This window comes from Chitinolyticbacter meiyuanensis (assembly GCF_008033135.1).
Taxonomy (GTDB): Bacteria; Pseudomonadota; Gammaproteobacteria; order Burkholderiales; family Chitinibacteraceae; genus Chitinolyticbacter; species Chitinolyticbacter meiyuanensis.
This window is the reverse complement of sequence record NZ_CP041335.1, coordinates 1,666,934-1,688,591: the sequence shown is the minus strand read 5'-3', so window position 1 is coordinate 1,688,591 and position 21,658 is coordinate 1,666,934. Positions and strand designations below refer to the sequence as shown.

24 protein-coding genes are annotated in these 21,658 nt (G+C 64.9%); 9 read left to right on the top strand and 15 right to left on the bottom strand.

The annotated features are described in order from the left end of the window. Positions 1 to 2: 2 nt before the first annotated feature. From FLM21_RS08230 to rplM, 7 genes are all read right to left on the bottom strand, one after another. Positions 3 to 590: a malonic semialdehyde reductase gene (locus FLM21_RS08230; protein WP_246120848.1), complete on the bottom strand. Its 588-nt coding sequence runs from the start codon at positions 588 to 590 to the stop codon at positions 3 to 5. Continuing rightward, on the bottom strand, positions 587 to 2,074 hold the full coding sequence (gene pap / locus FLM21_RS08225; protein ID WP_148715115.1) for a polyphosphate:AMP phosphotransferase: 1,488 nt from the start codon (positions 2,072 to 2,074) through the stop codon (positions 587 to 589). The genes FLM21_RS08230 and pap overlap by 4 nt, the downstream gene beginning before the upstream one ends. A 98-nt stretch (positions 2,075 to 2,172) precedes the next feature. After that, a complete protein-coding gene (gene erpA / locus FLM21_RS08220) occupies positions 2,173 to 2,523 on the bottom strand; it encodes an iron-sulfur cluster insertion protein ErpA (protein ID WP_148715114.1) in 351 nt (116 codons plus the stop codon). A gap of 79 nt (positions 2,524 to 2,602) precedes the next feature. Further along, the gene (locus tag FLM21_RS08215; protein ID WP_148715113.1) at positions 2,603 to 2,998 is read right to left on the bottom strand and encodes a bactofilin family protein; all 396 of its coding nucleotides are present in this window, start codon (positions 2,996 to 2,998) and stop codon (positions 2,603 to 2,605) included. Then, the gene (locus FLM21_RS08210) at positions 2,998 to 3,717 is read right to left on the bottom strand and encodes a DUF6776 family protein (protein WP_148715112.1); all 720 of its coding nucleotides are present in this window, start codon (positions 3,715 to 3,717) and stop codon (positions 2,998 to 3,000) included. The genes FLM21_RS08215 and FLM21_RS08210 overlap by 1 nt, the downstream gene beginning before the upstream one ends. Positions 3,718 to 3,923: 206 nt before the next feature. Continuing rightward, the gene (gene rpsI / locus FLM21_RS08205) at positions 3,924 to 4,316 is read right to left on the bottom strand and encodes a 30S ribosomal protein S9 (protein ID WP_148715111.1); all 393 of its coding nucleotides are present in this window, start codon (positions 4,314 to 4,316) and stop codon (positions 3,924 to 3,926) included. An 11-nt stretch (positions 4,317 to 4,327) separates the two neighbouring features. Further along, positions 4,328 to 4,756, bottom strand: a complete 429-nt coding sequence (gene rplM / locus FLM21_RS08200) for a 50S ribosomal protein L13 (RefSeq protein WP_148715110.1) — start codon at positions 4,754 to 4,756, stop codon at positions 4,328 to 4,330. Between the two features lie 381 nt (positions 4,757 to 5,137). Between rplM and FLM21_RS08195 the strand changes: the two genes are divergently transcribed. The 5 genes from FLM21_RS08195 to FLM21_RS08175 are packed head-to-tail and all read left to right on the top strand — an operon-like array spanning position 5,138 to position 7,540. Further along, on the top strand, positions 5,138 to 5,557 hold the full coding sequence (locus FLM21_RS08195; RefSeq protein ID WP_148715109.1) for an OsmC family protein: 420 nt from the start codon (positions 5,138 to 5,140) through the stop codon (positions 5,555 to 5,557). A 5-nt stretch (positions 5,558 to 5,562) separates the two neighbouring features. Next, a complete protein-coding gene (locus FLM21_RS08190) occupies positions 5,563 to 6,327 on the top strand; it encodes an EI24 domain-containing protein (protein WP_148715108.1) in 765 nt (254 codons plus the stop codon). Between the two features lie 8 nt (positions 6,328 to 6,335). Next, entirely contained in the window at positions 6,336 to 6,740 is a 405-nt protein-coding gene (locus FLM21_RS08185; protein ID WP_148715107.1) for a YkgJ family cysteine cluster protein, read from the top strand. Positions 6,741 to 6,754: 14 nt separating this feature from the next. Beyond that, entirely contained in the window at positions 6,755 to 6,943 is a 189-nt protein-coding gene (locus FLM21_RS08180; RefSeq protein WP_148715106.1) for a hypothetical protein, read from the top strand. Between the two features lie 3 nt (positions 6,944 to 6,946). Then, entirely contained in the window at positions 6,947 to 7,540 is a 594-nt protein-coding gene (locus FLM21_RS08175; protein WP_148715105.1) for an IMPACT family protein, read from the top strand. 1 nt (position 7,541) lies between these two features. On the opposite strand, the gene FLM21_RS08170 is transcribed toward FLM21_RS08175, so the two are convergent. Continuing rightward, positions 7,542 to 8,000, bottom strand: a complete 459-nt coding sequence (locus tag FLM21_RS08170; RefSeq protein WP_148715104.1) for a carboxymuconolactone decarboxylase family protein — start codon at positions 7,998 to 8,000, stop codon at positions 7,542 to 7,544. 65 nt (positions 8,001 to 8,065) lie between these two features. Continuing rightward, positions 8,066 to 8,932 carry an RNA polymerase sigma factor SigJ gene (gene sigJ, locus FLM21_RS08165; protein WP_148715103.1) on the bottom strand — a complete coding sequence of 289 codons (867 nt, stop codon included), beginning with the start codon at positions 8,930 to 8,932 and terminating at the stop codon, positions 8,066 to 8,068. A 106-nt stretch (positions 8,933 to 9,038) separates the two neighbouring features. Here sigJ and FLM21_RS08160 point away from each other — a divergent pair, with 106 nt between their 5' ends. Both FLM21_RS08160 and FLM21_RS08155 read left to right on the top strand, forming a co-directional pair. Further along, entirely contained in the window at positions 9,039 to 10,124 is a 1,086-nt protein-coding gene (locus FLM21_RS08160) for a DUF748 domain-containing protein (protein WP_187360144.1), read from the top strand. 223 nt (positions 10,125 to 10,347) lie between these two features. Continuing rightward, positions 10,348 to 11,667, top strand: coding sequence for an MFS transporter (locus FLM21_RS08155; RefSeq protein WP_148715101.1), 1,320 nt, complete (start codon positions 10,348 to 10,350; stop codon positions 11,665 to 11,667). A 60-nt stretch (positions 11,668 to 11,727) separates the two neighbouring features. Here the strand turns inward: FLM21_RS08155 and FLM21_RS08150 are convergent, their stop codons facing one another. Next, the gene (locus FLM21_RS08150; protein WP_148715100.1) at positions 11,728 to 12,780 is read right to left on the bottom strand and encodes an endonuclease/exonuclease/phosphatase family protein; all 1,053 of its coding nucleotides are present in this window, start codon (positions 12,778 to 12,780) and stop codon (positions 11,728 to 11,730) included. Between the two features lie 164 nt (positions 12,781 to 12,944). On the opposite strand from FLM21_RS08150, the gene FLM21_RS08145 reads away from it, so the two are divergent. Then, positions 12,945 to 13,331, top strand: coding sequence for a DUF488 domain-containing protein (locus FLM21_RS08145; protein WP_148715099.1), 387 nt, complete (start codon positions 12,945 to 12,947; stop codon positions 13,329 to 13,331). Position 13,332: 1 nt separating this feature from the next. Here the strand turns inward: FLM21_RS08145 and FLM21_RS08140 are convergent, their stop codons facing one another. The 5 genes from FLM21_RS08140 to FLM21_RS08120 form a co-directional block, all read right to left on the bottom strand. After that, positions 13,333 to 13,923, bottom strand: coding sequence for an acyl carrier protein phosphodiesterase (locus FLM21_RS08140; RefSeq protein WP_148715098.1), 591 nt, complete (start codon positions 13,921 to 13,923; stop codon positions 13,333 to 13,335). Between the two features lie 80 nt (positions 13,924 to 14,003). After that, a complete protein-coding gene (locus tag FLM21_RS08135) occupies positions 14,004 to 14,816 on the bottom strand; it encodes a carbohydrate ABC transporter permease (RefSeq protein ID WP_148715097.1) in 813 nt (270 codons plus the stop codon). Then, the gene (locus FLM21_RS08130; protein WP_148715096.1) at positions 14,813 to 15,724 is read right to left on the bottom strand and encodes a carbohydrate ABC transporter permease; all 912 of its coding nucleotides are present in this window, start codon (positions 15,722 to 15,724) and stop codon (positions 14,813 to 14,815) included. The genes FLM21_RS08135 and FLM21_RS08130 overlap by 4 nt, the downstream gene beginning before the upstream one ends. A 6-nt stretch (positions 15,725 to 15,730) precedes the next feature. Beyond that, positions 15,731 to 16,975 carry an ABC transporter substrate-binding protein gene (locus FLM21_RS08125; RefSeq protein ID WP_148715095.1) on the bottom strand — a complete coding sequence of 415 codons (1,245 nt, stop codon included), beginning with the start codon at positions 16,973 to 16,975 and terminating at the stop codon, positions 15,731 to 15,733. A 155-nt stretch (positions 16,976 to 17,130) separates the two neighbouring features. Further along, positions 17,131 to 18,141: a LacI family DNA-binding transcriptional regulator gene (locus FLM21_RS08120; protein ID WP_148715094.1), complete on the bottom strand. Its 1,011-nt coding sequence runs from the start codon at positions 18,139 to 18,141 to the stop codon at positions 17,131 to 17,133. A 255-nt stretch (positions 18,142 to 18,396) separates the two neighbouring features. Between FLM21_RS08120 and FLM21_RS08115 the strand changes: the two genes are divergently transcribed. After that, positions 18,397 to 21,603 (top strand): glycoside hydrolase family 3 protein, encoded by a 3,207-nt coding sequence (locus tag FLM21_RS08115; RefSeq protein WP_148715093.1) that lies wholly within the window; start codon positions 18,397 to 18,399, stop codon positions 21,601 to 21,603. Positions 21,604 to 21,658 lie beyond the last annotated feature (55 nt).

The window sequence follows — 21,658 nt, the reverse complement described above, 5'->3', positions numbered from 1 at the left end:
GATCAGGCGATACGGCAGGCCCGCTCGAACGGCAGGCGGGCATTGCGCGGATGCAGCTTGCTGGCGTCGGCATAGCCCAGGTTGACCAGGAAATTGGAACGCCAGCTGGTGCCGGCGAAGAAGGCCGCATCGACCGCGGCGGCATCGAAGCCCGACATCGGCCCGCAATCGAGCCCCAGCGCCCGTGCCGCCAGGATCAGATAGCCGCCTTCCAGGCTGCCGTTGCGCAGCAGCGCCGCAGTATTGTCCTTGCCGACGAACCAGTTGCGCGCATCGGGATTGTGAAAAAGCTTCGGCAGTTCGTCGTAGAACTCGAGATCGTAGGCGACGATGGCGGTCACCGGCGCTGCCATGGTCTTCTCGACATTGCCGGCATCGAGACAAGGCCTGAGTTTCTCCTTGGCCTTGGCCGACTTCACAAAGAGGAAACGCGCCGGGCTGGAGTTGGCCGAGGTGGGACCGAACTTGAGCAGATCGTACAGATCGTGCAGCGTATCGTCGCTGACCGGCTGATTGAACCAGTGGCTGTGCGTACGCGCCTCGCGGAACAACTGGTCCAGCGACATGGCATCGAGCGGGAAGGCCATCATTTTTCCTTGCGTTTCAATCGGGTTTCAATGGCGTCGCACAGGATCTCGAGGACGCGGACACGGGCATGATACTTGTTGTTGGCGCCGATCAGATGCCAAGGTGCCATGGCGGTGCTGGTGCGCTCGACCATATCGCTCGCCGCCGTGACGTAGTCATCCCATTTGTCGCGGTTGCGCCAGTCCTCTTCGGTGATCTTGAAGCGCTTGTACTCGGTGGCTTCGCGCGATTGAAAGCGCGTCAACTGCTCCTCGCCGGAGATGGCGAGCCAATACTTCACGACGATGACGCCAGCGTCGTCGAGCTGCGCCTCGAAATCGTTGATCTCGCCGTAGGCCCGCATCCACTCGGCCTGGCTGGCAAAGCCCTCGATGCGCTCGACCAGTACTCGGCCATACCAGGAGCGATCAAACACCGTGAGGTGGCCGCGGCGCGGCACATGGCGCCAGAATCGCCAGAGATAGGGCTGTGCCCGCTCCTCGTCGGTCGGGGCGGCGATCGGCACCACCCGATAACGCCGCGCATCAAGCGCCGCGGTGATGCGGCGGATCGCCCCCCCTTTGCCGGCAGCATCCATGCCTTCGAACACCGCCACCACGGCGAGCTTGGCAAAGCCTGGTTCGCGGGTCAGGCCATTGAGTCGCCCTTGCAAGCGCTCCAGCCGCTCGCGGTATTCGACCTTGCCGAGGTCCGAATCGAGCTGCAAGGTATCGAGCAGGCGCACGCCATCAACGGAGGGCAGCAACGGCCCGGCCTCGACCCGCCGCTGCTTGACCGAGTCACGCGCCAGATGGTGTTCGATCGCGTCGAGCAACTGCCGCCCCACCGACAAGGCGCGATAGTTCGCATCCCAGCCCTCGACGATGCGCCAAGGCGAATCAGCCAGACTGGTACGGGTAAGCAGGGTTTCGGCATGCGCCGCGTGCGCGTCGTAGTCCTTGAGGAACTGCTTGTCCTCCTTGCTGACCCGCCAGGCCGTGAGCGCATCGTCCTGCAGCGCCTTCAGGCGCTTCTTCAAGCGGTCGCGCGACAGGTGCAGCCAGAACTTGAGCACCAGCGCGCCATCGTCCGTCAGCATCTTTTCCAGACGCACGATGCGCTCGACACGTCGGCTGACCGCCGCCTCGCTGTCGTGATCCCAGTGCCACAGCGGATCGGCATACCAAGCGCCAAACAGCACACCGAGCGAGCCCTTGGCCGGCAAGGCACGCCAGAAGCGCCAGAACGGCGGACGATCCGCCTCTTCGTCACTCGGCGCGTCGAACGCCAGCGTGGTGATATGGCGCGGATCCAGCCATTCGAGCAGCAGGTTGGCTACTTCGCCCTTGCCAGCGGCCGGCATGCCAGCGAGCACGATGATGACCGGAAAGTCACCGCGTTGCTTGAGCTCGAACTGGGCCGCCAACAGGGCCTGGCGCAGTTTTGCCTCTTCCTCGCGATAGGTATCGCGATCAATCTGATGTCCCAGCTCGGCCGATTCGAACATGACCACTCCTCGATCTTGAAGCTTTCATTATCGACCGATGAACGGCAATAAAAAAGGAAGCCAGTTTGGCTTCCTTTTTTTACCGAGAGGCCGATCGCTCAGACCGAGAACGACGAGCCACAACCACAGGTGGACTGGGCATTCGGGTTCTTGATGGTGAACTGCGAGCCTTCGAGGCTTTCGACATAGTCGATCTCGGCACCAACCAGATACTGGTAGCTCATCGGATCGACCAGCAACGTAACACCGCCCTTCTTCACCTCGGTATCGTCATCATTGCTGATTTCATCGAAGGTGAAGCCGTACTGGAAGCCGGAGCAGCCGCCGCCGGTGACGAACACGCGGAGCTTGAGGTCCGGATTACCCTCTTCGTCGATCAGTTCCTTGACTTTGTTGGCCGCATTGTCGGTGAAGAGGAAGGGGCTCGGCATGTCGGTGGCCATGTTCATGGGGCGCTCCGCTCAGAATAGTTGACTAAACAACTAGGATTATCGCGCGCGGCGCCACCTGAGGTCAACGCGGGCCGATTCACACTTCCTCGGCGGGCACTTCCGGCGTTACCAATCTGGCACCTGCCAGCGGGATCAAGCGGCCTTCGATCACCGCGCCCGGATGCATCTCCAGCGTCTTGTAGGTGAGATCGCCGGCCACGCGCGCCTTGGGTTGCAGCTCGACGTATTGGCTCACCGTGATCGGCCCATTGATTTCGCCATTGAGGATCAGGTGGCTGCAGCTGACCTTGCCGCGGACCTGCGCCTTCTCCGACACCACCAGGGTGCCGTTCTTCTCGTCGGCAGCGATCACATTGCCGACCACGTTGCCGTCGACGCGCAAGCCGCCGACGAACTGCACATCGCCGGTCACCGTGGTGCCGTTGCCGATCAGGCTGTCAATGCGCTGGCTGCCTTTCTTGTTCTTGAACATCACACTCCTCCCATTTTCTTCTGGCATTGCGCCAGTACGCCGGAACTGCCCTGCATGCGGACATCCATCACGACCGGCCGCGTATCGGACGGCAAGGCCACCTCGCCCTCGATCCGACGATAGTGGCGCACGCTGATCGCCTGCTTGGGCAAATCGATCGTCTTGCGCGTGGCGGCGCCCTGCCGGAGCTGGATGCTCACCACCAGATCACCCTTGATTTCCTCGGTGCGATCGACCCCCTGGACCAGGAGCACCCGGTAACGCCAATGCGCGGCGTCTGTGGTCGGATCGAACTCACAGGCGACGAAACGGACCGGCTCGGTTCTATCGTTGCTGGTTAATAAGGTATCGAAGAAGGCCAGTGCCTCGCGCGCCTGCGCCGCATCGCGCTGAGCTGCGTCGAGCGATTGCGCGAGGGATGCACGCGCCGCCTCCGCCACCTGCAATTGCTGCCGCAGTCGCGCTTCGTTCTCGCGGGACCCCAGCAAGCGACGGTGTGCGTCGGCAACATCCGCCTCGCTGGAACTCAGGCGGCCCAACGCGCGGGCCTCGCCCTCGTGGTAAGCCCACCACGCCGCACCGCCGGCAATGCCACCAAGAATCAGCAACCACAGCAGCGCCTGTCCTACCCTGCCACGCCAACCCAATGCCGGCCGCAGCACCAACGGCGCCGCAGTCAGGCGTGCCCGCTGCAAGCGGTACAGGCGCCTCAATGGCATGCCGCGAAACTCCGAACGGGCAAAGCAAGGCGAGTGGCGAAGAAGCAAACCAGAGTCACGACCATGTGGCTAAACAGGGGATGGCGGCATAGGGGGCTGATTCTAGCAGCACCCAAGTAAGGATTGCGACTGCTCCACCCTAGCCAGGCGTGATGCAAAAACAAAAAGCCGCACCAAAGTGCGGCTTTTTGCAGGGGCAGCTCCGATTAACGCTTGGAGAACTGCTTGCGACGGCGGGCCTTGTGCAGACCGACCTTCTTACGTTCGACTTCACGTGCATCGCGAGTGACGAGGCCAGCGGCCTTCAGAGCACCCTTCAAGTCCGCGCTGTAGTCGATCAGAGCACGGGTGATGCCGTGACGCACGGCACCGGCTTGACCAGTTTCACCGCCACCTTGCACGTTGACGAGGATGTCGAACGCTTCGAGGTTCTGGGTGAGCTCCAGCGGCTGGCGAACGACCATGCGGCCGGTTTCGCGAGCGAAGTATTGGTCAAGCGGCTTGCCGTTGACAACGATGCTGCCCGTACCCTTGGCCAGGAACACGCGAGCAACTGCGCTCTTGCGACGGCCGGTACCGTAGTGATATTTGCCTACCATGGTGGCTATCCTTAGATGTCCAGAGTTTGAGGTTGTTGCGCGGTATGCGGATGTTCGCCACCAGCGTACACCTTCATCTTCTTGATCATGGCGTAGCCAAGCGGGCCCTTCGGCAGCATGCCCTTGACCGCGGTTTCCAGCACGCGACCCGGGAACTTGTTTTGCAGTTCGGTGAAGGTGCGCTCGTAAATGCCGCCCGGGTGACCCGAGTGACGGTAGTACTTCTTGGAGGTGGCCTTGTCGCCGGTCACGCGCAGCTTGTCTGCGTTGACCACGACGATGTAGTCGCCCGTATCGACGTGCGGAGTATATTCGGCCTTGTGCTTGCCACGCAGGCGCTTGGCGATCTCAGCGGCGAGACGACCCAGCACTTTGTCGGTAGCGTCCACGACGAACCACTCGCGCTTTACCTCGTGCGGCTTTGCAGAAAAGGTTTTCATGACAGCTCGGTCCAGATTCAGAATTCGAGAAAGTCGCGGATTTTAGCGCCCGACGCCAGGGGTGTCAAACACTATCGGCGTATCGTTGTGGCGGGAATGCTGGCGACCAGCAGCAAAAAAAACGCAACCCGGATCGGATTGCGCTGAATTCCACCAAAGAAGGAGGATGGAGGAGACAACATCAAGGCAAGCCCTGACGTTGAGCCTTCAGTGTATGCCAGCCCCCAGGCATTAGCAAGTACTTCTTGTGCATCGCAGCATAAGAAAAATCCCTTATGTCAACGTCGTTACACTAATTTGCCATCTGGGTGACCTGCATTGTCGTTGCAAGCCGCTCTGGCGCTAGAATGCGGGCTTTCCCAATCGATCGAAGGGCTTGCCATGAAAGTGCGCCTCAAGTGGGTGGAACAGGTCAGTTTTCTCGCCCAATCCGAATCCGGCCACGCGGTGCTGATGGATGGACCACCTGAAGGCGGCGGCCGCAACCTCGGCCCGCGGCCGATGGAGATGATGCTGATGGGGGCCGCCGGCTGCTCCACCTACGACGTGATCCATATCCTGAAGAAGTCGCGCGCGGACGTGCGCGATTGCGTGGTCGATGTCGATGCCGATCGTGCCGGGGAAGATCCCAAGGTGTTCACCCGCATCCACCTGCACTTCACCGTCACCGGCCGTGGCCTCAAGCCCGAGCTGGTGGAGCGTGCGATCAAGCTGTCGGCCGAGAAGTACTGCTCGGCCACCATCATGCTGGCCAAGACGGCCGACGTGACGCACGACTTCGTCATCGTCGAAGCCGACTGAGCAGCATGCGCGCAAACTCCCCCTCCCCGCTGGCCGAAGCGCTGCATTGCGCCTTGCTCGGGCTGCGCGATGCGCTGCACCCGGCACTGATCACGCTGTCGCTCGGCGTCTGGGCACTCGCCTTCCTGGTGATGACCGCGCTCTACGCCCTGGGCTGGTCCTGGCTGGCACCGGCGCTGGAAGGCGTCGCCGAGTTCGCGGTGCTGGGCCTGCCCGGCTGGCTGGGATGGACACCGGCGACGGGCGGGTTCCTGAGTGAGCTTGCCGGCTACGCCGAAACAGCGCTGCAGTGGCTGCTGCTGGCAGCGCTGTTCGCCGTCGGCGTACTGCTGCTGGCCCGGGTGATCCTGGAACTGGTGCTGATGGGCCAGGTGCAGCGCCGCGTGCTCAGTCACTATCCCAAGCTGGCCGCCTCGGTGGAACGCCCCTGGCGCGCCGATCTGCGCGACTTGGCCGGCAACCTGGGCACATGGCTGGTCGGCTCGTTGCTCTGCCTGTGCATCCCGCTGATCGGCGGCGCACTACTGATTCTGCTGACGGCGTACCTGAACGTGCGTGGTCTGGTGAACGATGCCTTCGATGGCGTGGTGGCCGAACCGTTGCAGCGCCGCTTCGTGACGACGCAGCGCCCGACCATGCTGCTCCTGGGCGCCGTCGTCGGCCTGGTGATGCTGGTACCGCTGCTGGGCCTGATCGGGCCTAGCCTCTTGGGTGCCGCCACCTGCCACCTCACGTTCCGCTGGCTGGGTCACCAGCACGAAGCGACCTGAAGCACATCATGCCCGTGCCCGCCAAAAAACTGCTGCACCTGTCGGTGCTGGATGACCTATCCACCTGGGTGCGCTACCGCGGCGGCTTGTGCAATGACTGCCAGGCCACCTGTTGCACGATGCCGGTCGAGGTGAAGCTGCCGGACTTGGTGCGCATGGGTGTGGTCGATGCCTTCGAAGCCGAGCACGAGGCACCCAAGCAGATCGCCAAGCGGCTGGAGAAAGCCGGGGTGATCCGCCATTTCAATTTCAAGCACGGCATCTATACGCTGGCGCAACGCGCCAACGGCGATTGTCGCTACCTGGATGCAGCGAGCCGGCGCTGCAGCATCTATGAAGTGCGGCCCAATACCTGTCGCAACCACCCGCAGATCGGGCCACGGCCCGGCTACTGTGCCTATCGCCACCGCTGAACAGACCTCAAGCCATGACCACCACGCCTATCCAGCCCCAGCGCTGCCCCAAGTGCGGCGCCCCCGCCGACATCCGCAAGGCCGGCGCCAACCGGGTATGGGTGCAATGCGCCAAGTTCGGCGCCAATGGCAATTGCAGCGTCATCTGCGCGCCGCAGCCCAATCGCAAGGATGCGATCGCGGCCTGGAACCGCATGAAGTAAGGCATGCCATACACGCTGGCTGCGGCAGGCCGCAGCGATACCGAGATCAAGAAAAGCCGCTTTCTCGGGCTGGTGATGCCGATGGCGGATCGCACCGCAGCACAGGCGACGCTGGCCGCGCTGCGCGCCGAGCACCCGCAGGCAGCGCACGTCTGCTGGGCGCTGCTCGCCGGTGGCCACTCCGCCGCCAATGACGACGGCGAACCCAGCGGCACCGCTGGGCGGCCGATGCTGGACGTGCTGCGCTATCAGGATCTGGAACAGGTGCTGGCCGTGGTGGTGCGCTACTACGGCGGGGTAAAGCTCGGCGCGGGCGGCTTGGCCCGCGCCTATACCGACGCGGTGGCGCAGGCGCTGATCGGCGCCGAGAAGGTGGCGATCGTGCCGCGCCAAGCGCTGACAGTGCGCGTGCCCTACGCCCAGGAAGGCGCGGTGCGCCGGCTGCTGCAAGAAGCGGGCGCCGAGCTCGGCGAGGTCGAACACGCCGATGCAGTTGCGCTGGGCTTTTCCGTACGGATCAGCGATGCGCCCGCATTGATGCAGCGCATCGCCGATGCCTGCCACGGCGCCGCACAGTGGCTGGACGCTGCGGATTAGCTCAGCTCGCCTGTAGCGGCGCACGCGCCACCGGGTTATGCCCGGCAATCGCGATGCGGTTCCAGGCGTTCATCAGCGCCACGGCGGCGGTCAGTTCGGCGACTTCCCGGCCGTCGAAATGCTCGGCCAGGCTTTCGAAGCGTGCGTCGATCGCCGTGTGATTGAGCGCATTCACCGCCTCGGCCCAGGCGAATGCCGCCCGCTCGCGTGGCGTGTAGAAATCGACCTCGCGCCAGGTCACCAGGCTATTGATACGCTGGAAATCCTCACCCTCGGCCAACAGCGCGCGGGCGTGACGATCAACGCAGTAGGCGCAGCCGTTGATCTGCGAGACCCGCAGCCAGACCAGCTCGACGAAACGCTGGCCAAGCACGCCGTGGCTCAAGGCTTCGCTCGCGGCGGCAAGGCCACGGTAGGCGGCAGGGACGAAATCGGTGTAGGCGATACGCGGTCCAGACATGAGATGCTCCTTGGGATGGCAGGCCAGCGAACTGCTGGCCTTCCTAACCAAAGACGCACCCGCGCTCACGCTTGTGACAGTGCCGCCAGCTTGTCCGGATTGCGCACCGCGTAGAGCGCGTGGATACGCTCGCCATCACCCACCACCGCATAGGCGGTGACCAGTACGCCATCGAGGTAATGCAGCAGGCCCGGCTCGCCATTGAAGCTGGCAATCATAAAGCGCTGCTGCTGGCCATCGCGTTGCCGCGCCAGCACCTGGAACAAACGCATCAGGCGCTCGGCGCCATGCAACGGCCGACGTGCCGCAACGGCCTTGCCGCCGCCATCCGACACCAGCATCGCTTCTTCGGCGAACACCGCCAGCAGCTGCTCGGCGGTGCCGCTTTGTGCTGCCGCGGCAAAGCGCGCCAGCAGCGCGCGATGCTGATCCTGGCTGACGGCAAAGCGCGGCTTGGCGGCCTGGATCCGCTCGCGCGCCCGGTGCACGATCTGGCGACAGGCGGCTGCGCTCTTGTCCAGCATGGCGGCAATCTCGTCGTATCCGGTGTCGAACACTTCGTAGAGCAGGTAGGCCGCGCGCTCCTGCGGCGACAGCCGCTCCAGTACCGCGAGAAACGCCAGCGACACATCGTTGACGAACTCGTACGCCGCCTCCGGCGGCGCAGCGAACTCAGTGACAGGTTCCGGCAGCCAGGGGCCGGGATACCGCTCGCGTTCGCGCTTCTGCAGCCGCAAACGGTCGATGGCCAGCCGCGTGGTCACGGTAACAAGCCAGGCTTCGCTGGAAGCAAGCGCCGCACTGTCGACTTCGCGCCAGCGCAGCCAGGCTTCCTGTAGCACGTCGTCGGCATCGGCCCGGATACCGAGCATGCGGTAGGCCAGACCCCACAGCCGGGGACGATGGGTGTTGAAGGTGGCGAGATCGCTCATGGGGTATACGCAAATGGGGGGAACGACATCAAGACGCATGGGCAATCAAGATTGTGACAGCAGAACCGCCGCGCTATCGTGCCGGTTTTGTCCGGTTTGCCTCCGCATGAAGCGCCGCCTGCTTATTGGCCTTGCCCTCCTGATCGTCGTTCTTCCCGTGTTGGCCATGCTGGGCTTTCGCCTCGCTACGCAGCAACTGCAAGCCGAGGTGTTGGCCGCGCTGGGGCCGGAGGCCGAGATCGCCAGCCTGGAACTCGGCTGGTCGACGCTGGAAATCCACGGCCTGCGCGTGAAGGCACCGGAGGGCTGGCCCGCTGCGCAGACGCTGGCCGCCGAACGCGTCGTGTTGCGGCCGGAACTGCGCACGCTGCTTTCCGAACGCATCCGCATCCGCAGCATCACCGTCGACGGCGCTTACCTGTCGGTCTGGCGGCAACGCACCGGCAAGGTACGGCTACTGCCCAGCCTGCTGGAGCGCGATACACCGCCCGCCCCCACGGCCAGCGCCGCGAGCGACGCCAATGCTGGCGTGGCAGTGCTGATCGACCGCATCGCGCTCAATGGCGCACGGGTCGAGTGGTTCGACGGCAGCGTGCGCAAGAAGCCGCTGCGCGTGGCCTTCGACGCGCTCGACGCCAAGCTGGGCACGCTGCGCTGGCCGGAGCTGTCGGACGACACCGCACTGCAGCTCGCCGGCGTGATCAAGGGCGTACGCCACGATGGCCGCTTCACACTCGATGGCCGCATGCGGTTTGCCAACCACGATTCTCAGCTCAAACTCGCGCTGCAGCATGTCGACCTGCTGGCGCTGCAGCCCTATCTGATCAAGGCCTCCGAGACCGGGGTGAAGCGCGGCACGCTGGATCTGCAGCTCGCCAGCACCGTGAAGGCCGGTCACCTGCGCGCGCCGGGCCAACTGACGCTGACCGATTTGCAGCTGGCGCCGGGCCGCGGCTGGCAGGCGAGCTTCATGGGTGTGCCGCGCCAGGCCGTGCTTGCCGCGCTGAAGAATCGCGATGGCCGCATCGTGCTCGATTTCACGCTGGCCGGCCAACTCGACGATCCGCAATTCACATTAAACGAGGACCTGAAGCAACGGCTGGCCGCCGGCCTTGCCGAGGGCCTGGGTGTGAGCGTACGCGGCCTGGTCGAGGGCGTCGGCGATACGGTAAAGGGGCTGTTCGGCCATTGAACGGCGCCGAGCCGTTACACCACTGAACTATTTCAGCAACGCTGACGTTTACCCCGATGGCACGCCAGACGCGGCGCGCCTTAGAATCGCGCATCCCCGCACCGGATCGAGGCGGGTCGCTCCGATTGGGGGCATGTTGCAGCCCTCCCACCCGGACTGGCTGACGCCTCGACCGTGCACGTCGCACCCGACGCGGCCTTGCCCAACACCTGCCGAGTCCGCCATGACCGCCGAAACCCAGTTCGAACCCGCCTCGCGCGGCCTCAATCGCAACGACTACAAGACCCTGTCGCTCGCCGCACTCGGCGGCGCGCTGGAGTTCTACGACTTTGTCGTCTTCGTGTTCTTCGCCGCCGTGCTCGGCGCGCTGTTCTTTCCGCCCGAGATGCCGGACTGGCTGCGCCAACTGCAGACCTTCGGCATCTTCGCCGCCGGTTATCTGGCCCGGCCGCTGGGCGGCATCATCATTGCCCACTTCGGCGACCTGTTGGGTCGCAAGCGCATGTTCACGCTGTCCATCTTCATGATGGCGTTGCCGACGCTGGCGATGGGCCTGTTGCCCACCTACGCCAGCGTCGGCATCGCCGCACCGCTGTTGCTGCTGCTGTTCCGCGTGCTGCAGGGCGCAGCCATCGGTGGCGAGGTGCCCGGCGCCTGGGTGTTCGTCTCCGAGCACGTACCGGCGCGCCATACCGGCTTGGCCGTCGGCACGCTGACCGCTGGGCTCACCGCAGGCATCCTGCTAGGCTCGCTGATCGCCACCGTGATCAACAGCAGCTTCAGCCAGACCGAGGTGCACGACTGGGCATGGCGCATCCCCTTCCTGCTCGGCGGGGTATTCGGCCTGTTCGCGGTCTACCTGCGGCGCTTTCTCGAGGAAACGCCGGTGTTCCGTGAGATGCAGGCGCGCAAGGCGCTGGCCGACGGCCTGCCGCTGAAGTTCATCCTGAAAAAGCACCTGCCCGCCGTGGTGCTGTCGATGCTGCTGACCTGGGTGCTGTCGGCGGCCATCGTCGTCGTCATCCTGTTCACGCCGACCTATCTGCAAAAACAGTTCGCCGTGGCACCAGCCTTGGCGCTGCAGGCCAACAGCGTGGCCATCGTGATGCTGACCATCGGCTGTGTGCTGTTCGGCATGGCGGCAGATCGCTTCGGCAGCAAGCTGACGCTGGGCCTGGGTAGCCTCGGCCTGCTTGCCACCAGCTATCTGTTCTACGGCCACCTGCCCACCTCACCGACGCAACTGGTGGCGAGCTATGCGCTGACCGGTTTCTTCGTCGGCACCGTCGGCGCGATTCCCTACGTGCTGGTACGCGCCTACCCGGCCGTGGTGCGCTTCTCCGGGCTGTCCTTCAGCTACAACGTCGCCTATGCCATCTTTGGCGGCCTCACCCCGGTGATGCTGACGCTGTGGCTCAAGACCGATGCCCTCGCCCCGGCGCACTACGTGGCCGCCCTTAGCGTGCTGGGCATGGTGTGCGCACTGGTACCGATTCCCGGAACCGGCCGCCGCAACGATACGCTGGCAAGTGCCGCTGCCTGAGGCTGCGGCCCCTAGCAAAAGACCGCGTCGCCGCGGTCTTTTTGTTTTTGCCGCGATGACTCACTGCGGTCCCTGCCAATCGAACCGCGCCCGCACGATGCCGTGATCGCTGGTAGTGCGTGCCGGGCCATTCGGCCCTTCCTCCACCACATGGTCGTTCCAGATGCGCTGATCGTGAAATGACCACAGCCGGTGCTTTGAATGGTCATAGAACTGCTCGGACACCAGCACATGATCCAGTTGCTCGCGCACGCCCTGGTGGATGTGCGAGTAGGCCACGTCCTGGAAATCGCCCAGCGCCTGCAGAAAGCTCGCCGAATACAGCCCGGCATCACTGCTGATGCCGGCACGGTGTGCGTAGTACTGCCGATAGGCCGGCTGGCCAGTGAGGATGGACAGCGTGTTGGAATGGTTGCCGTCGTTGAAATCGCCGATCACCGCCACGGCGCGGTCGGAGCCCTTCATCAGGCCGGTGAGGATCATGCGCAGCGCAGCCGCCTCGGCCGTGCGGCGCACCGTCGACAATGCCGCGCCCAGCGCGGCGCGATGCGGCTTCAATGCGTCGTCCTGCTGCTCCGGCTTGTCGAGCTGCGTCGCCAGCTTGGACTTGAGGTGGGTACAGAACACGTCCAGTTCAGGCGCCCCCGCCTCTTCCTTGCCCACGGTGAGCTGCAGCACGGTGCGCGAGAAGATGTCGATCTGCACATCGATATCGTCGTCGGTACGATGTGTATCGGCCCCTGCCTCGCCATGGCCGCGCTTGAGCAGCCGGAACGCTTCCGGGAAGCGCTTGTGCAGCTGCTGCCCCTTGATGACCCACGGCCGCTTTACGGCAGCCGCTACCGCAATGTCGTACCAGTCGTTGGCGATGAAGCACAGTTGGTAGTCGGCAGCGAGGCCGCTGCGCTCGAACAGGTCGACCAGCGCCTGGCGTGACCACAGCTCCTGGAACGCGATCACATCGGCATCCGCCGCCTTCAGCAGATCGCCTGCCCAGCCAAGCCGCCGGGCATACGATTCCTCGGTGAACGGCGCAGCACCAGGATGGGTGGCAAGACCAGGCAACTGCAAGTTGTAGAGGTTGAAGCTGGCAAAGCTGATGTCGTGCGGCATGACGGCGCTCCTGCGCTGGGGGAAAACCCATCGTCATGCCGCATCATTGCAAAGAGGTTGCCGCCAGCTTGCACAGCGGCTGTCAGCCGACCACAGGTCGTGTCGAGGCTTGAACAGCAGGCGGGCGTCGGCCGAAGATGGCCTATCCCTTGCAGGAGCAACGCATGAGTGTTCGCATCGTCCGTCTCGGCAGCCCGCGCCTACCCGGCGAGGGGCTGCGCATCGGCACTGTGCGCCGGCCGCCGCGCGGCGTGCCCAAGCACGAGTTCGCCAGCCAGGACTGGTATGACGTCTGGTATCCCAATCTCGCGCCCAGCGCAGAGTTGGTGAAACAGGCGCAGGCCGCGGAAACGCCAGCCGAATGGGCCACCTTCGCCCGGCACTATCGGGCCGAAATGGCCACACCGGAGAACAAGCACACACTGGCACTGCTGGCGGCACTGTCGCAACACAGCAATTTCTCGGTGGGCTGCTACTGCGAGGATGAGGCACGCTGCCATCGCTCGATACTGCGGGAGCTGCTGGCCGCGCACAGCGCGCGTCTCGGTTAGCTCAAGCTGGCCGGGTGCGCCGGTGTTCCTCGGCAAAGCGCACGGCATCGGGCAGGAAGACAGCGAAATCGGCGGCAAACCCGGTGTAGTCGCGCAGCAACTCCTCGCCGGACCCCACCAAGGGGTTGGGCTGGCGCAAACGCTGCGCCATGCGATCCAGCGCGTAGCCGATGTTGGCCGGGTCGGCGTAGGACGCCAGCCAGTCGTACTGCCGCATATTCGGCAGCTGCTGCGCCAAGCGTTCCGGCAGGGCCTCGGCGCGTGCTGCCGTCTCGGCATAAGCCAGCGCGGTAAACGTGATCAAAGGCAGGTCGTGATGGCGCTGCCAGCCATGAGCGAGGAAATGATCGTAGAACAGGTCGACCATGATGCCGGCCACACGCCGCCGCGCCGTGCTCACCCGGGCACGGCTGGCCTGGAAAGCCGGATGGGTGTCGGCCCAGGCATCGATGGCACGATGCAGCGCCACGCCAGCAGCCAGATCGGCCGGCAATACGCCGGGCAAGAGCCCACGCACGAAATCGCCCATCAGCCCGCCGACGCGGTCGGCGGCTGCGGGGCCGGCGAGATAGAGATGGGCAAGGTAGTTCACGCGGCGATCCGATGACGAGTGGGCTTAAAGGCGAGCTGCAGCTGGCTTGCAGATGGGGCAGGCGCCATCGCAATGCAAGCTCAGTCGCGCGGCACGCCGGCCATCATCCCGCTCATCATGCGGCGGGCGGTGCAAGCGAACAGCAGCATCAGCGGCAGCGACGCCAGTGCAGCGCCCGCCATCACAGTACCCCATTCGGTGTTGGTGGGGTTCTGCAGGCTGCGCAGCGCCAGTGGCACCGTATACATCTCAGGCGTGCGCAGCACGGTGAGCGGCATGATGAAATTGTTCCACGACGACACGAACACGATCAGCGCCAGCGTCGCCAATGCCGGGCCGCATTGCGGCAACACCACGTGGCGGAATAGCTGCCATTCGCTGCAGCCATCGATGCGGGCGGCATCCAGCGTGTTCGCCGGTACGATACTGGCGATGTATTGCCGCATCAGGAACACGCCCAGTGCGCAGGCGGCCGTCGGCAGCCACAACGCGCGCGGAGTATCGATCCAGCCCAGCGCATCGATCAGCATATAGCTCGGGATCATCGCCATATACGGGGGCAGCAGCATGCCAGCCAGCACCAAGGCGAACAGCAGCCGGCGGCCGGGAAAGCGGTAGACGGCGAAGGCAAAACCAGCGCTGCTGCACAGCACCAGCGCCAGCACTGTGCTCATCGCCGCCACATAGAAACTCAGCGCGAGATTGCGCCAGAACGGCAGTTGGCCGAACAGCAAGCTGAGGTTCACGCCGGTTTGATCGCCGAACCACAGCGGTGGCATCGCGTCGAACAGTGCACCCTTGCCATGGCTGGCATACACCAGCATCAGCCAGAACGGCGCCAGCATGGTGAGCGCGCCGGCACCGATCAGGCCCCAGGCAAGCAGCCGCTTCATGCGGGTTCCCGTGTGCGCAACAGCCACAACAGCAGCGCGGCGCCAACTGCGATCAGCGCCAGCAGCAGCCAGGCCATCGCTGCAGCCGCGCCGAAATCGCCGTATTCGAAAGCGTTGCGGTACACGTAGATCGCCGTGGTCTGCGCCGCACCCGCCCGGCCGTCCTGCGCCAGGATCAATGGCTCGTCAAAGAGCTGCAGCCCACCGATCCAGGTCAGCGTCACCGCGAAGGCGATGGTCGGCCGCAGCTGCGGCAGCGCGATATGGCGAAACTGCTGCCAGCCGCTGGCCCCATCGAGCGTGGCGGCCTCGAAGCCGTCTTCCGGCAATACCTGCAGCGCAGCCAAGTAAAGCACCAGGTTCCAGCCGAGGTAGCGCCAGAACATCAGCATGGCCACCACCCAGCGCGCGGCATCAGGCTCGGACAGCCAGTGCACGGCCTCGGCAGGCAGCAATAGGCTGAGCCCCGGCCAGCCGCGCAGCGTGGCCAGCAGCTGGTTGGCAAGGCCGGTATCGCTGGCGAACAACGTGGAGAACGCCAGCGCGACCGCCACGCTGGAGGTCACGAAAGGCAGGAAATAAATGCCGGACACCAGCGCCTGGCCACGCCCGGCGTGGCGCCACACCAACCAAGCCAGCGGCAGCGCCAAGAGGTGCTGTGGCAGGCCGCCCACCAGGGTCAGCCAGGCGCTGGTACGCAGCGTGTGCCAGAACCACGGGTCGTCCAGCACGAAGGCATAGTTCTCGAAGCCGACGAAGGTAAGCGCTTGCCAGCCCTCCGTTGGGTTCCAGCGGAACAACGACAGCCCCGCCGTGCTGGCCAATGGCAACAGCACGAAACCCGCGAACAACGCGAAGAACGGTGCCAGAAAGGCATAGGGCGCCAGCGAGCAGCGCGGCGCGTTCATGTCGCGTCAGCGCCGCGCCCGGCGCACGATCTGGCGCTCGGCATCGGCAAGCGCGGTGGCGATCGATTTGCCCTGCAGCAGCACTGCATCGAGCTCGTTGTTGACGATCTCCTCGGCCAGCGCGTCGTTGCGGTTCGCCGCCAGCGCCGGCACAGCATTGGCGCTGGCCCGCCACAGCAGCCAGGCGCGTTGTCCGCCGAGGAATTCGACTGGCGAAGCGAACAGCGGGTCATCCTGCGCAGCGATCAGCGCCGGGAACGCGTTCACTTCCTTGTTCTTCAGCGCGGCCAGCTGGGTATCCCTGTCGTGGGCCAGGAGTTGCAGCAGCTCCCAGGCCAGCGCCTTTTGCTTGCTGGCCTGCGGGATGGCGTAGAACGAGCCCCCCCAGGTGGCGTGCGCGCCCGCCGGCATCGCGGTCACCCGCCACAGGCCGCGTGTCTGCGGCGCGAGCCAGGTTTCCAGGTGCCCGGCCATCCAGCTGCCGCTGGCTTGGGTGGCGATGCGCCCCTTGCGGATCGCGTCGCCCCAGGCGGTGCTGTAGGCGCCTAGTCGCGCGTCGAGCCCGGCCTTGCGTGCGGTGAGCGCCAGCTCGAACGCTTTCTCGAAACGCGGCGAACGCACCTGCGGCTTGCCGGCACCGTCGAAATACACGCCCTCGCCATCCTTGAGGTTGGCCCGCAGGTAGAGATCCTTCAGATCGCGCGCGTGCGCCATCAGGTAGACGCTGCGCGCCTTGAGCTTGCGGCCCGCGTCGAGGTAGCTCTCCCACGAGCGAGATAGCGCGTCGTCCTTCACCCCGGCAGCAGCGAGCAGGTCCTGCCGGTAGAACAGCGTGCCGGGACCGATGTCGACCGGCAACGCGGCCAGTCGCTTGCCCGAGCTCGCCTGAGCCCAGGCATAACGGGGATAGTCGTCGCGCCAGCGCTCGGCGGAAAACGGCGGCGCATTGAGATCAGTCAACGCCCCCGATGCGGCGAACCGCGCCACGTAGCTCACCTCGATCGCCATCAGGTCCGGCAGGCCACTGCCGGCGGCAAGCGCCGTGGTCATGGCAGTGTGGTGGTCGGCATAGCTGCGAGCCACCAGTTTGATCGGGACATCCGGATGACGCTGGCGCCAGACAGGCTCGACCAACCTGACCACGCGATCGAGGTTGGGATAGGTCGCGACCACCAGGGCCTCTCCCGCCCGGCAGCCGCCAGCAGCAGCCAACCCCAGCAGCAGGGTGGCCAGCATGCGATCCAGCTTCATTGCATTCGCTCCTACAGGTGGTTCTGCGCGCCACCATGCGGTACGGCGATGCACGGGCGAGGCCCGTGTCCATCCACAACCGGATTATTTTTTACATGCACGCATGGATCGGGGTCCGGTTCCCCGTCCATGGGCGGCTGGGCCGCCTTTATTCCTCAGCCTGTGACGGCTGCCGCCGATTCACGGACGATCAATTCCACCGACAGGCCGAGATCGGGGCTCGGCTTGCCATCGATCATGTCGAGCAGCGCGCGCACCGCGCGGCGACCGATTTCGTAGGCAGGCTGGCGCACTGTGGTCAGCGGCGGCGTGCAATAGGTCGAGCCGGGCAAATCGTCGAAGCCGACCAGCGAGACCTGCCCTGGCACGGCGATGCCCCGGCGGTACAGCGCGAGCCGCGCACCGATCGCAGACTGGTCATTGGCGGCAAACACAGCGCTGAAATCGATGCCGTTGCCGATCAGATGCTCGATCGCAGCAAGGCCGCCTTCCTCGTTGAATTGTGCGTCGACCACCAGTCGCTCATCGTAGGTGATCCCCGACTGCTCGAGCGCGCGCCGATAGCCAGCCAATCGTGCCCGGGCATCGGGGTGGCCCTGCACACCAGAAAGATGGGCGATGCGGCGATGGCCGAGGTCGATCAGGTAGCGGGTGGCGGTGTAGGCGCCAGCCTCGTGGTCGATATCGAGCGACAGCACGCGCGGCGCAGCCAGCTGGCGGCCGGTCACCACCAGCGGCACCCGTTCGGCGGTCTCGACCAGTATCTCGTCCGGCAGCATGCCGGTCAGCACGATCAGGCCATCCACCCGGCGGTCGACCAACAGCGTCACGCCGTCGATCTCATCCGCCTCGTTCCAGTGGCCGCTGACGAACAGCGGCGCATAGCCACTGCCGGCGAGCTCGGCCTCGATGCCCTTCAGCGATTCGCTATAGAACGGGCTGGCAATGTCCTGGGTGATCACGCCCACCGTCATCGAGCGGCCGCGCGCCAGGTTCTGCGCCATCACATTGGGGCGGTAGTTGAGCGCGGAGATCGCGGCTTCCACCCGTTGGCGCTTGGCGTCGCTGACCTTGGCCGTGCCATTGAGAATGCGCGAAACGGTGCTGGGCGACACCCCCGCCTTGCGGGCGACCTGTTCCAGCGTGATCGTGGCTCTATCGTTCATCCGGGCATTCTCGGCATCTGTCCGGCATGGCGTCAAGCCAGCCGGCATCCCCGCTGGCGCTGTTGCAGCTTCGATGCCGCACCAAAATTGCGCACATCGCACTGGATTCACCGGTCATCCATTCAATCATGCACAGGTCTTGCACATTGCTGTCATAACATGCATATTTGAAAGCGCTTTCACAATGAGGCGCTGCAAGAATAAAGCAGCACCCCGCTCCTCGCCGTACAGCCTTCACCCCAGCCAGGAGATACCATGGAACCGATGTCATGGCGTTGGCGGCTCACAGCCGCCGCGCTCGCCACGCTGGCGTTGGCCGGCTGCATTCAGCAAGATCCGGACACGCCCACCACCCCGCCGAGCAGTGATTTGAAGGATTGGCCCAAGATCAACAGCGCAATCCCGCGCGACCCCGTCATTGAGGGCAAGATCGATGCACTGCTCGCCACGATGTCGCTGGCCGAGAAGGTCGGCCAGATGACGCAGGTGGAAATCGCCGAAGTCACGCCGGCGGAAATCCGCCAGTACCACATCGGCTCGGTGCTGAACGGCGGCGGCTCCTTCCCCAACCAGAACAAGGCGGCCAGCGTCGCCGACTGGCTGGCCCTGGCCGATAGCCTGTGGGACGCATCGATGGACCCGGCCAACCCGCACCAGATTCCGCTGATGTGGGGTACCGATGCCGTGCACGGCCATAACAACGTGCGCGGCGCGACGATGTTCCCGCACAACATCGGCCTTGGTGCAGCACGCGATCCGGAGCTGCTGCGCCGCATCGCCGAAGTCACCGCGCGCGAAGTGGCCGCCACCGGCATCGACTGGGCCTTCGCCCCGACGCTGGCCGTGGTGCGCGACGATCGCTGGGGCCGCACCTACGAAGGCTTTGGCGAGCACCCGGAGATCGTCGCCTCCTACGGCGGCAAGATCATCGAGGGCCTGCAAGGCAAGCTCGGCAAGGATGCCAAGTCCAACGAGCGCGTGATCGCCACCGCCAAACACTTCATCGGCGACGGCGGCACTGACCTGGGCAAGGACCAGGGCGTGACTATCGCCACCGAGAAGGAGCTGATCAACGTCCACGGCAAGGGCTACTACCCGGCGCTCAATGCCGGTGCGCAGACGGTGATGGCGTCGTTCAGCAGCTGGAAGGACAAGGCCGCCGGCGAGAACGCCAAGGCCTACAAGATGCACGGCAACAAGTACCTGCTGACCGACGTGCTCAAGACCAAGATGGGCTTCGATGGCCTTGTGGTCTCCGACTGGAACGGCAACGGCCAGGTCACCACCGACAACAGCGACAGCCCGCGCAATTGCAGCAACAGCGATTGCCCGCAGGCGATCAACGCCGGCATCGACATGGTGATGGTGCCCTACCGTGCCGAGTGGAAGGCCTTCATCGCCAATACCATCGCCAGCGTGCAGTCGGGCGAGATCTCGCAGGCGCGCATCGACGACGCGGTGCGCCGCATCCTGCGCGTGAAGTATCGTGCGGGCCTCTTCGACAAGCCCAAGCCCTCGGCCCGCCTGACGGTGCACGAAGTGGGCACGCCGGCCAACCGTGCCGTCGCACGTGAGGCAGTGCAGAAATCGCTGGTGCTGTTGAAGAACAACGGCAACGTGCTGCCGCTGTCGCGCGATGCGAAGATCCTCGTCGCCGGCAAGAGCGCCGACAGCCTGTCCAACCAGACCGGCGGCTGGTCGCTCTCCTGGCAGGGCACCGGCAACGTCAATGCCGATTTCGGCGGCGGCACCACGCTGTGGGCAGCCGTGCAGAAGATCGCCCCCAAGGCGGTGCTCGATACCAGCACCAACGGCGCGCTGGCCGATGCCAGTTTCGACGCCGCGCTGGTGGTGATCGGCGAGACGCCGTACGCCGAAGGCATTGGTGACCTCGGCAAGAACAAGACGCTGGAACTCGCCAAGTTGCGCCCCGAGGACATTGCGCTGATCGATGCGCTGAAAGCCAAGGGCGTGAAGAAGATCGTCACCGTGCTGTATTCGGGCCGGCCGCTCTACGCCAACAAGGAGCTGAACCGCTCGGATGCTTTCGTCGCCGCCTGGCTGCCGGGCACCGAGGGCGACGGCCTCGCCGACGTGCTGTTCCGCAGCACCAGCGGCGCGGTGAACCTGGACTTCCACGGCAAGCTGTCTTACTCGTGGCCAGGTGCTGCCTGCCAGACCCCGGTCAACGTCGGCGATGCCGAGTACGCACCGCAATTCCGCTACGGCTACGGCCTCAGCTACGCCAAGGGCGCCGAGCTGGCCGCACTCGATGAAACCAGCGCCGATGTCGGTTGCGGCATCACCGGTGGTGGTGGCACCGCTGACAACCCGATCGCCTTCTTCGACCGCGGCAATGCAGACGGCTGGAACATGAAGGTGGCGGCGCCGTCGCAATGGAGCGGCGTACCCATCACCCAGGCCAGCAGCGCCAGCACCTCGACGCCGAATGGCGAAATCACCGCCACGCCAGTCGACGACAAGAACGGCATCCAGTGGGGCGCCGTCAAGGTCACCTGGAACAATGCCGAGGGCCAGTTGTATATCCAGAGCGTGGTCGAATCGGAAACGCAGAACCTGCAGGCCTATCTGAATGCAGGTGGCGCGCTGGTATTCGACGCCCGCGTCGGCGTGGCGCCGACCGCCTCGGTGAAGGCCCGCATCGACTGCGTCTACCCGTGCATCGGCGAAATCGATGTCACCACCGCGGTGAAGGCCCTGCCGGTGGGCAGCTGGAGCGAGGTGGCGATTCCGCTGCAGTGTTTTGCCGACAAGGGTACCGACTACACCAGCATCAATACGCCGATGCTGCTCTACAGCTCGGGCCAGTTCGAACTGTCGGTGGCCAATGTGCGCTGGGAGCCCAATCGTGCCGGCAACGTGCCGTGCGACGGCGCCAGCGCCGACCCGGTCACGGTGCTGACCGCCAACCGCGACGTGTTCGTCAACGGCAACGCCGACCCCGCGCTATTCGACAACCCGGGCAGCTGGTCCTACGGCGGCGGCACCATCGCCCTTGATGCCAATGTCAATGTCGGCGGCGAGAAGGTGGTGGACGTAACCTTCAACGCGCTGAAGGAAGGCGGCGGCAACGGCTCCATCTTCTTCCCGGTGAAGTCGCCCAACCTGATCGACGTCAGTGGCTCGGCGGCCACCGGTGGTGTGAGCTTCGAAATCCGGGTACTCGACTACGGCGGCAGCACGCAGCCGTTCTGGGTGAAGCTGGTTTGCGAGCGCAAGCCGGACAGCTGCCGCACCGGTGATCTGACCACGCTGGTAGGTCGCCCCGCAGTCGGGGTGTGGACCACGGTGAAGCTGCCATTCTCCGGCGCCGGCTACGACGCCAGCTGGAATCCGGCCAAGCTGAGCTCGGTGCTGGAGTTACTGCCCGCCTGGGATGATCAGGCCGGCAACATCCACTTCCAGATCCGCCGCGTACGCTTGCTGACGCAGCTGAACTAGACGCCACGCTCCGGATGGCAAACGGCCCGCCTGTTGGCGGGCCGTTCTGCTTCAG

Bases quoted from the DNA above. Each gene is read 5' to 3' on its own strand.
- FLM21_RS08230 (WP_246120848.1), bottom strand. From the start codon at position 590: ATGATGGCCTTCCCGCTCGATGCCATGTCGCTGGACCAGTTGTTCCGC.
- pap (WP_148715115.1), bottom strand. From the start codon at position 2,074: ATGTTCGAATCGGCCGAGCTGGGACATCAGATTGATCGCGATACCTAT.
- erpA (WP_148715114.1), bottom strand. From the start codon at position 2,523: ATGAACATGGCCACCGACATGCCGAGCCCCTTCCTCTTCACCGACAAT.
- FLM21_RS08215 (WP_148715113.1), bottom strand. From the start codon at position 2,998: ATGTTCAAGAACAAGAAAGGCAGCCAGCGCATTGACAGCCTGATCGGC.
- FLM21_RS08210 (WP_148715112.1), bottom strand. From the start codon at position 3,717: ATGCCATTGAGGCGCCTGTACCGCTTGCAGCGGGCACGCCTGACTGCG.
- rpsI (WP_148715111.1), bottom strand. From the start codon at position 4,316: ATGGTAGGCAAATATCACTACGGTACCGGCCGTCGCAAGAGCGCAGTT.
- rplM (WP_148715110.1), bottom strand. From the start codon at position 4,756: ATGAAAACCTTTTCTGCAAAGCCGCACGAGGTAAAGCGCGAGTGGTTC.
- FLM21_RS08195 (WP_148715109.1), top strand. From the start codon at position 5,138: ATGAAAGTGCGCCTCAAGTGGGTGGAACAGGTCAGTTTTCTCGCCCAA.
- FLM21_RS08190 (WP_148715108.1), top strand. From the start codon at position 5,563: ATGCGCGCAAACTCCCCCTCCCCGCTGGCCGAAGCGCTGCATTGCGCC.
- FLM21_RS08185 (WP_148715107.1), top strand. From the start codon at position 6,336: ATGCCCGTGCCCGCCAAAAAACTGCTGCACCTGTCGGTGCTGGATGAC.
- FLM21_RS08180 (WP_148715106.1), top strand. From the start codon at position 6,755: ATGACCACCACGCCTATCCAGCCCCAGCGCTGCCCCAAGTGCGGCGCC.
- FLM21_RS08175 (WP_148715105.1), top strand. From the start codon at position 6,947: ATGCCATACACGCTGGCTGCGGCAGGCCGCAGCGATACCGAGATCAAG.
- FLM21_RS08170 (WP_148715104.1), bottom strand. From the start codon at position 8,000: ATGTCTGGACCGCGTATCGCCTACACCGATTTCGTCCCTGCCGCCTAC.
- sigJ (WP_148715103.1), bottom strand. From the start codon at position 8,932: ATGAGCGATCTCGCCACCTTCAACACCCATCGTCCCCGGCTGTGGGGT.
- FLM21_RS08160 (WP_187360144.1), top strand. From the start codon at position 9,039: ATGAAGCGCCGCCTGCTTATTGGCCTTGCCCTCCTGATCGTCGTTCTT.
- FLM21_RS08155 (WP_148715101.1), top strand. From the start codon at position 10,348: ATGACCGCCGAAACCCAGTTCGAACCCGCCTCGCGCGGCCTCAATCGC.
- FLM21_RS08150 (WP_148715100.1), bottom strand. From the start codon at position 12,780: ATGCCGCACGACATCAGCTTTGCCAGCTTCAACCTCTACAACTTGCAG.
- FLM21_RS08145 (WP_148715099.1), top strand. From the start codon at position 12,945: ATGAGTGTTCGCATCGTCCGTCTCGGCAGCCCGCGCCTACCCGGCGAG.
- FLM21_RS08135 (WP_148715097.1), bottom strand. From the start codon at position 14,816: ATGAAGCGGCTGCTTGCCTGGGGCCTGATCGGTGCCGGCGCGCTCACC.
- FLM21_RS08130 (WP_148715096.1), bottom strand. From the start codon at position 15,724: ATGAACGCGCCGCGCTGCTCGCTGGCGCCCTATGCCTTTCTGGCACCG.
- FLM21_RS08125 (WP_148715095.1), bottom strand. From the start codon at position 16,975: ATGAAGCTGGATCGCATGCTGGCCACCCTGCTGCTGGGGTTGGCTGCT.
- FLM21_RS08120 (WP_148715094.1), bottom strand. From the start codon at position 18,141: ATGAACGATAGAGCCACGATCACGCTGGAACAGGTCGCCCGCAAGGCG.
- FLM21_RS08115 (WP_148715093.1), top strand. From the start codon at position 18,397: ATGGAACCGATGTCATGGCGTTGGCGGCTCACAGCCGCCGCGCTCGCC.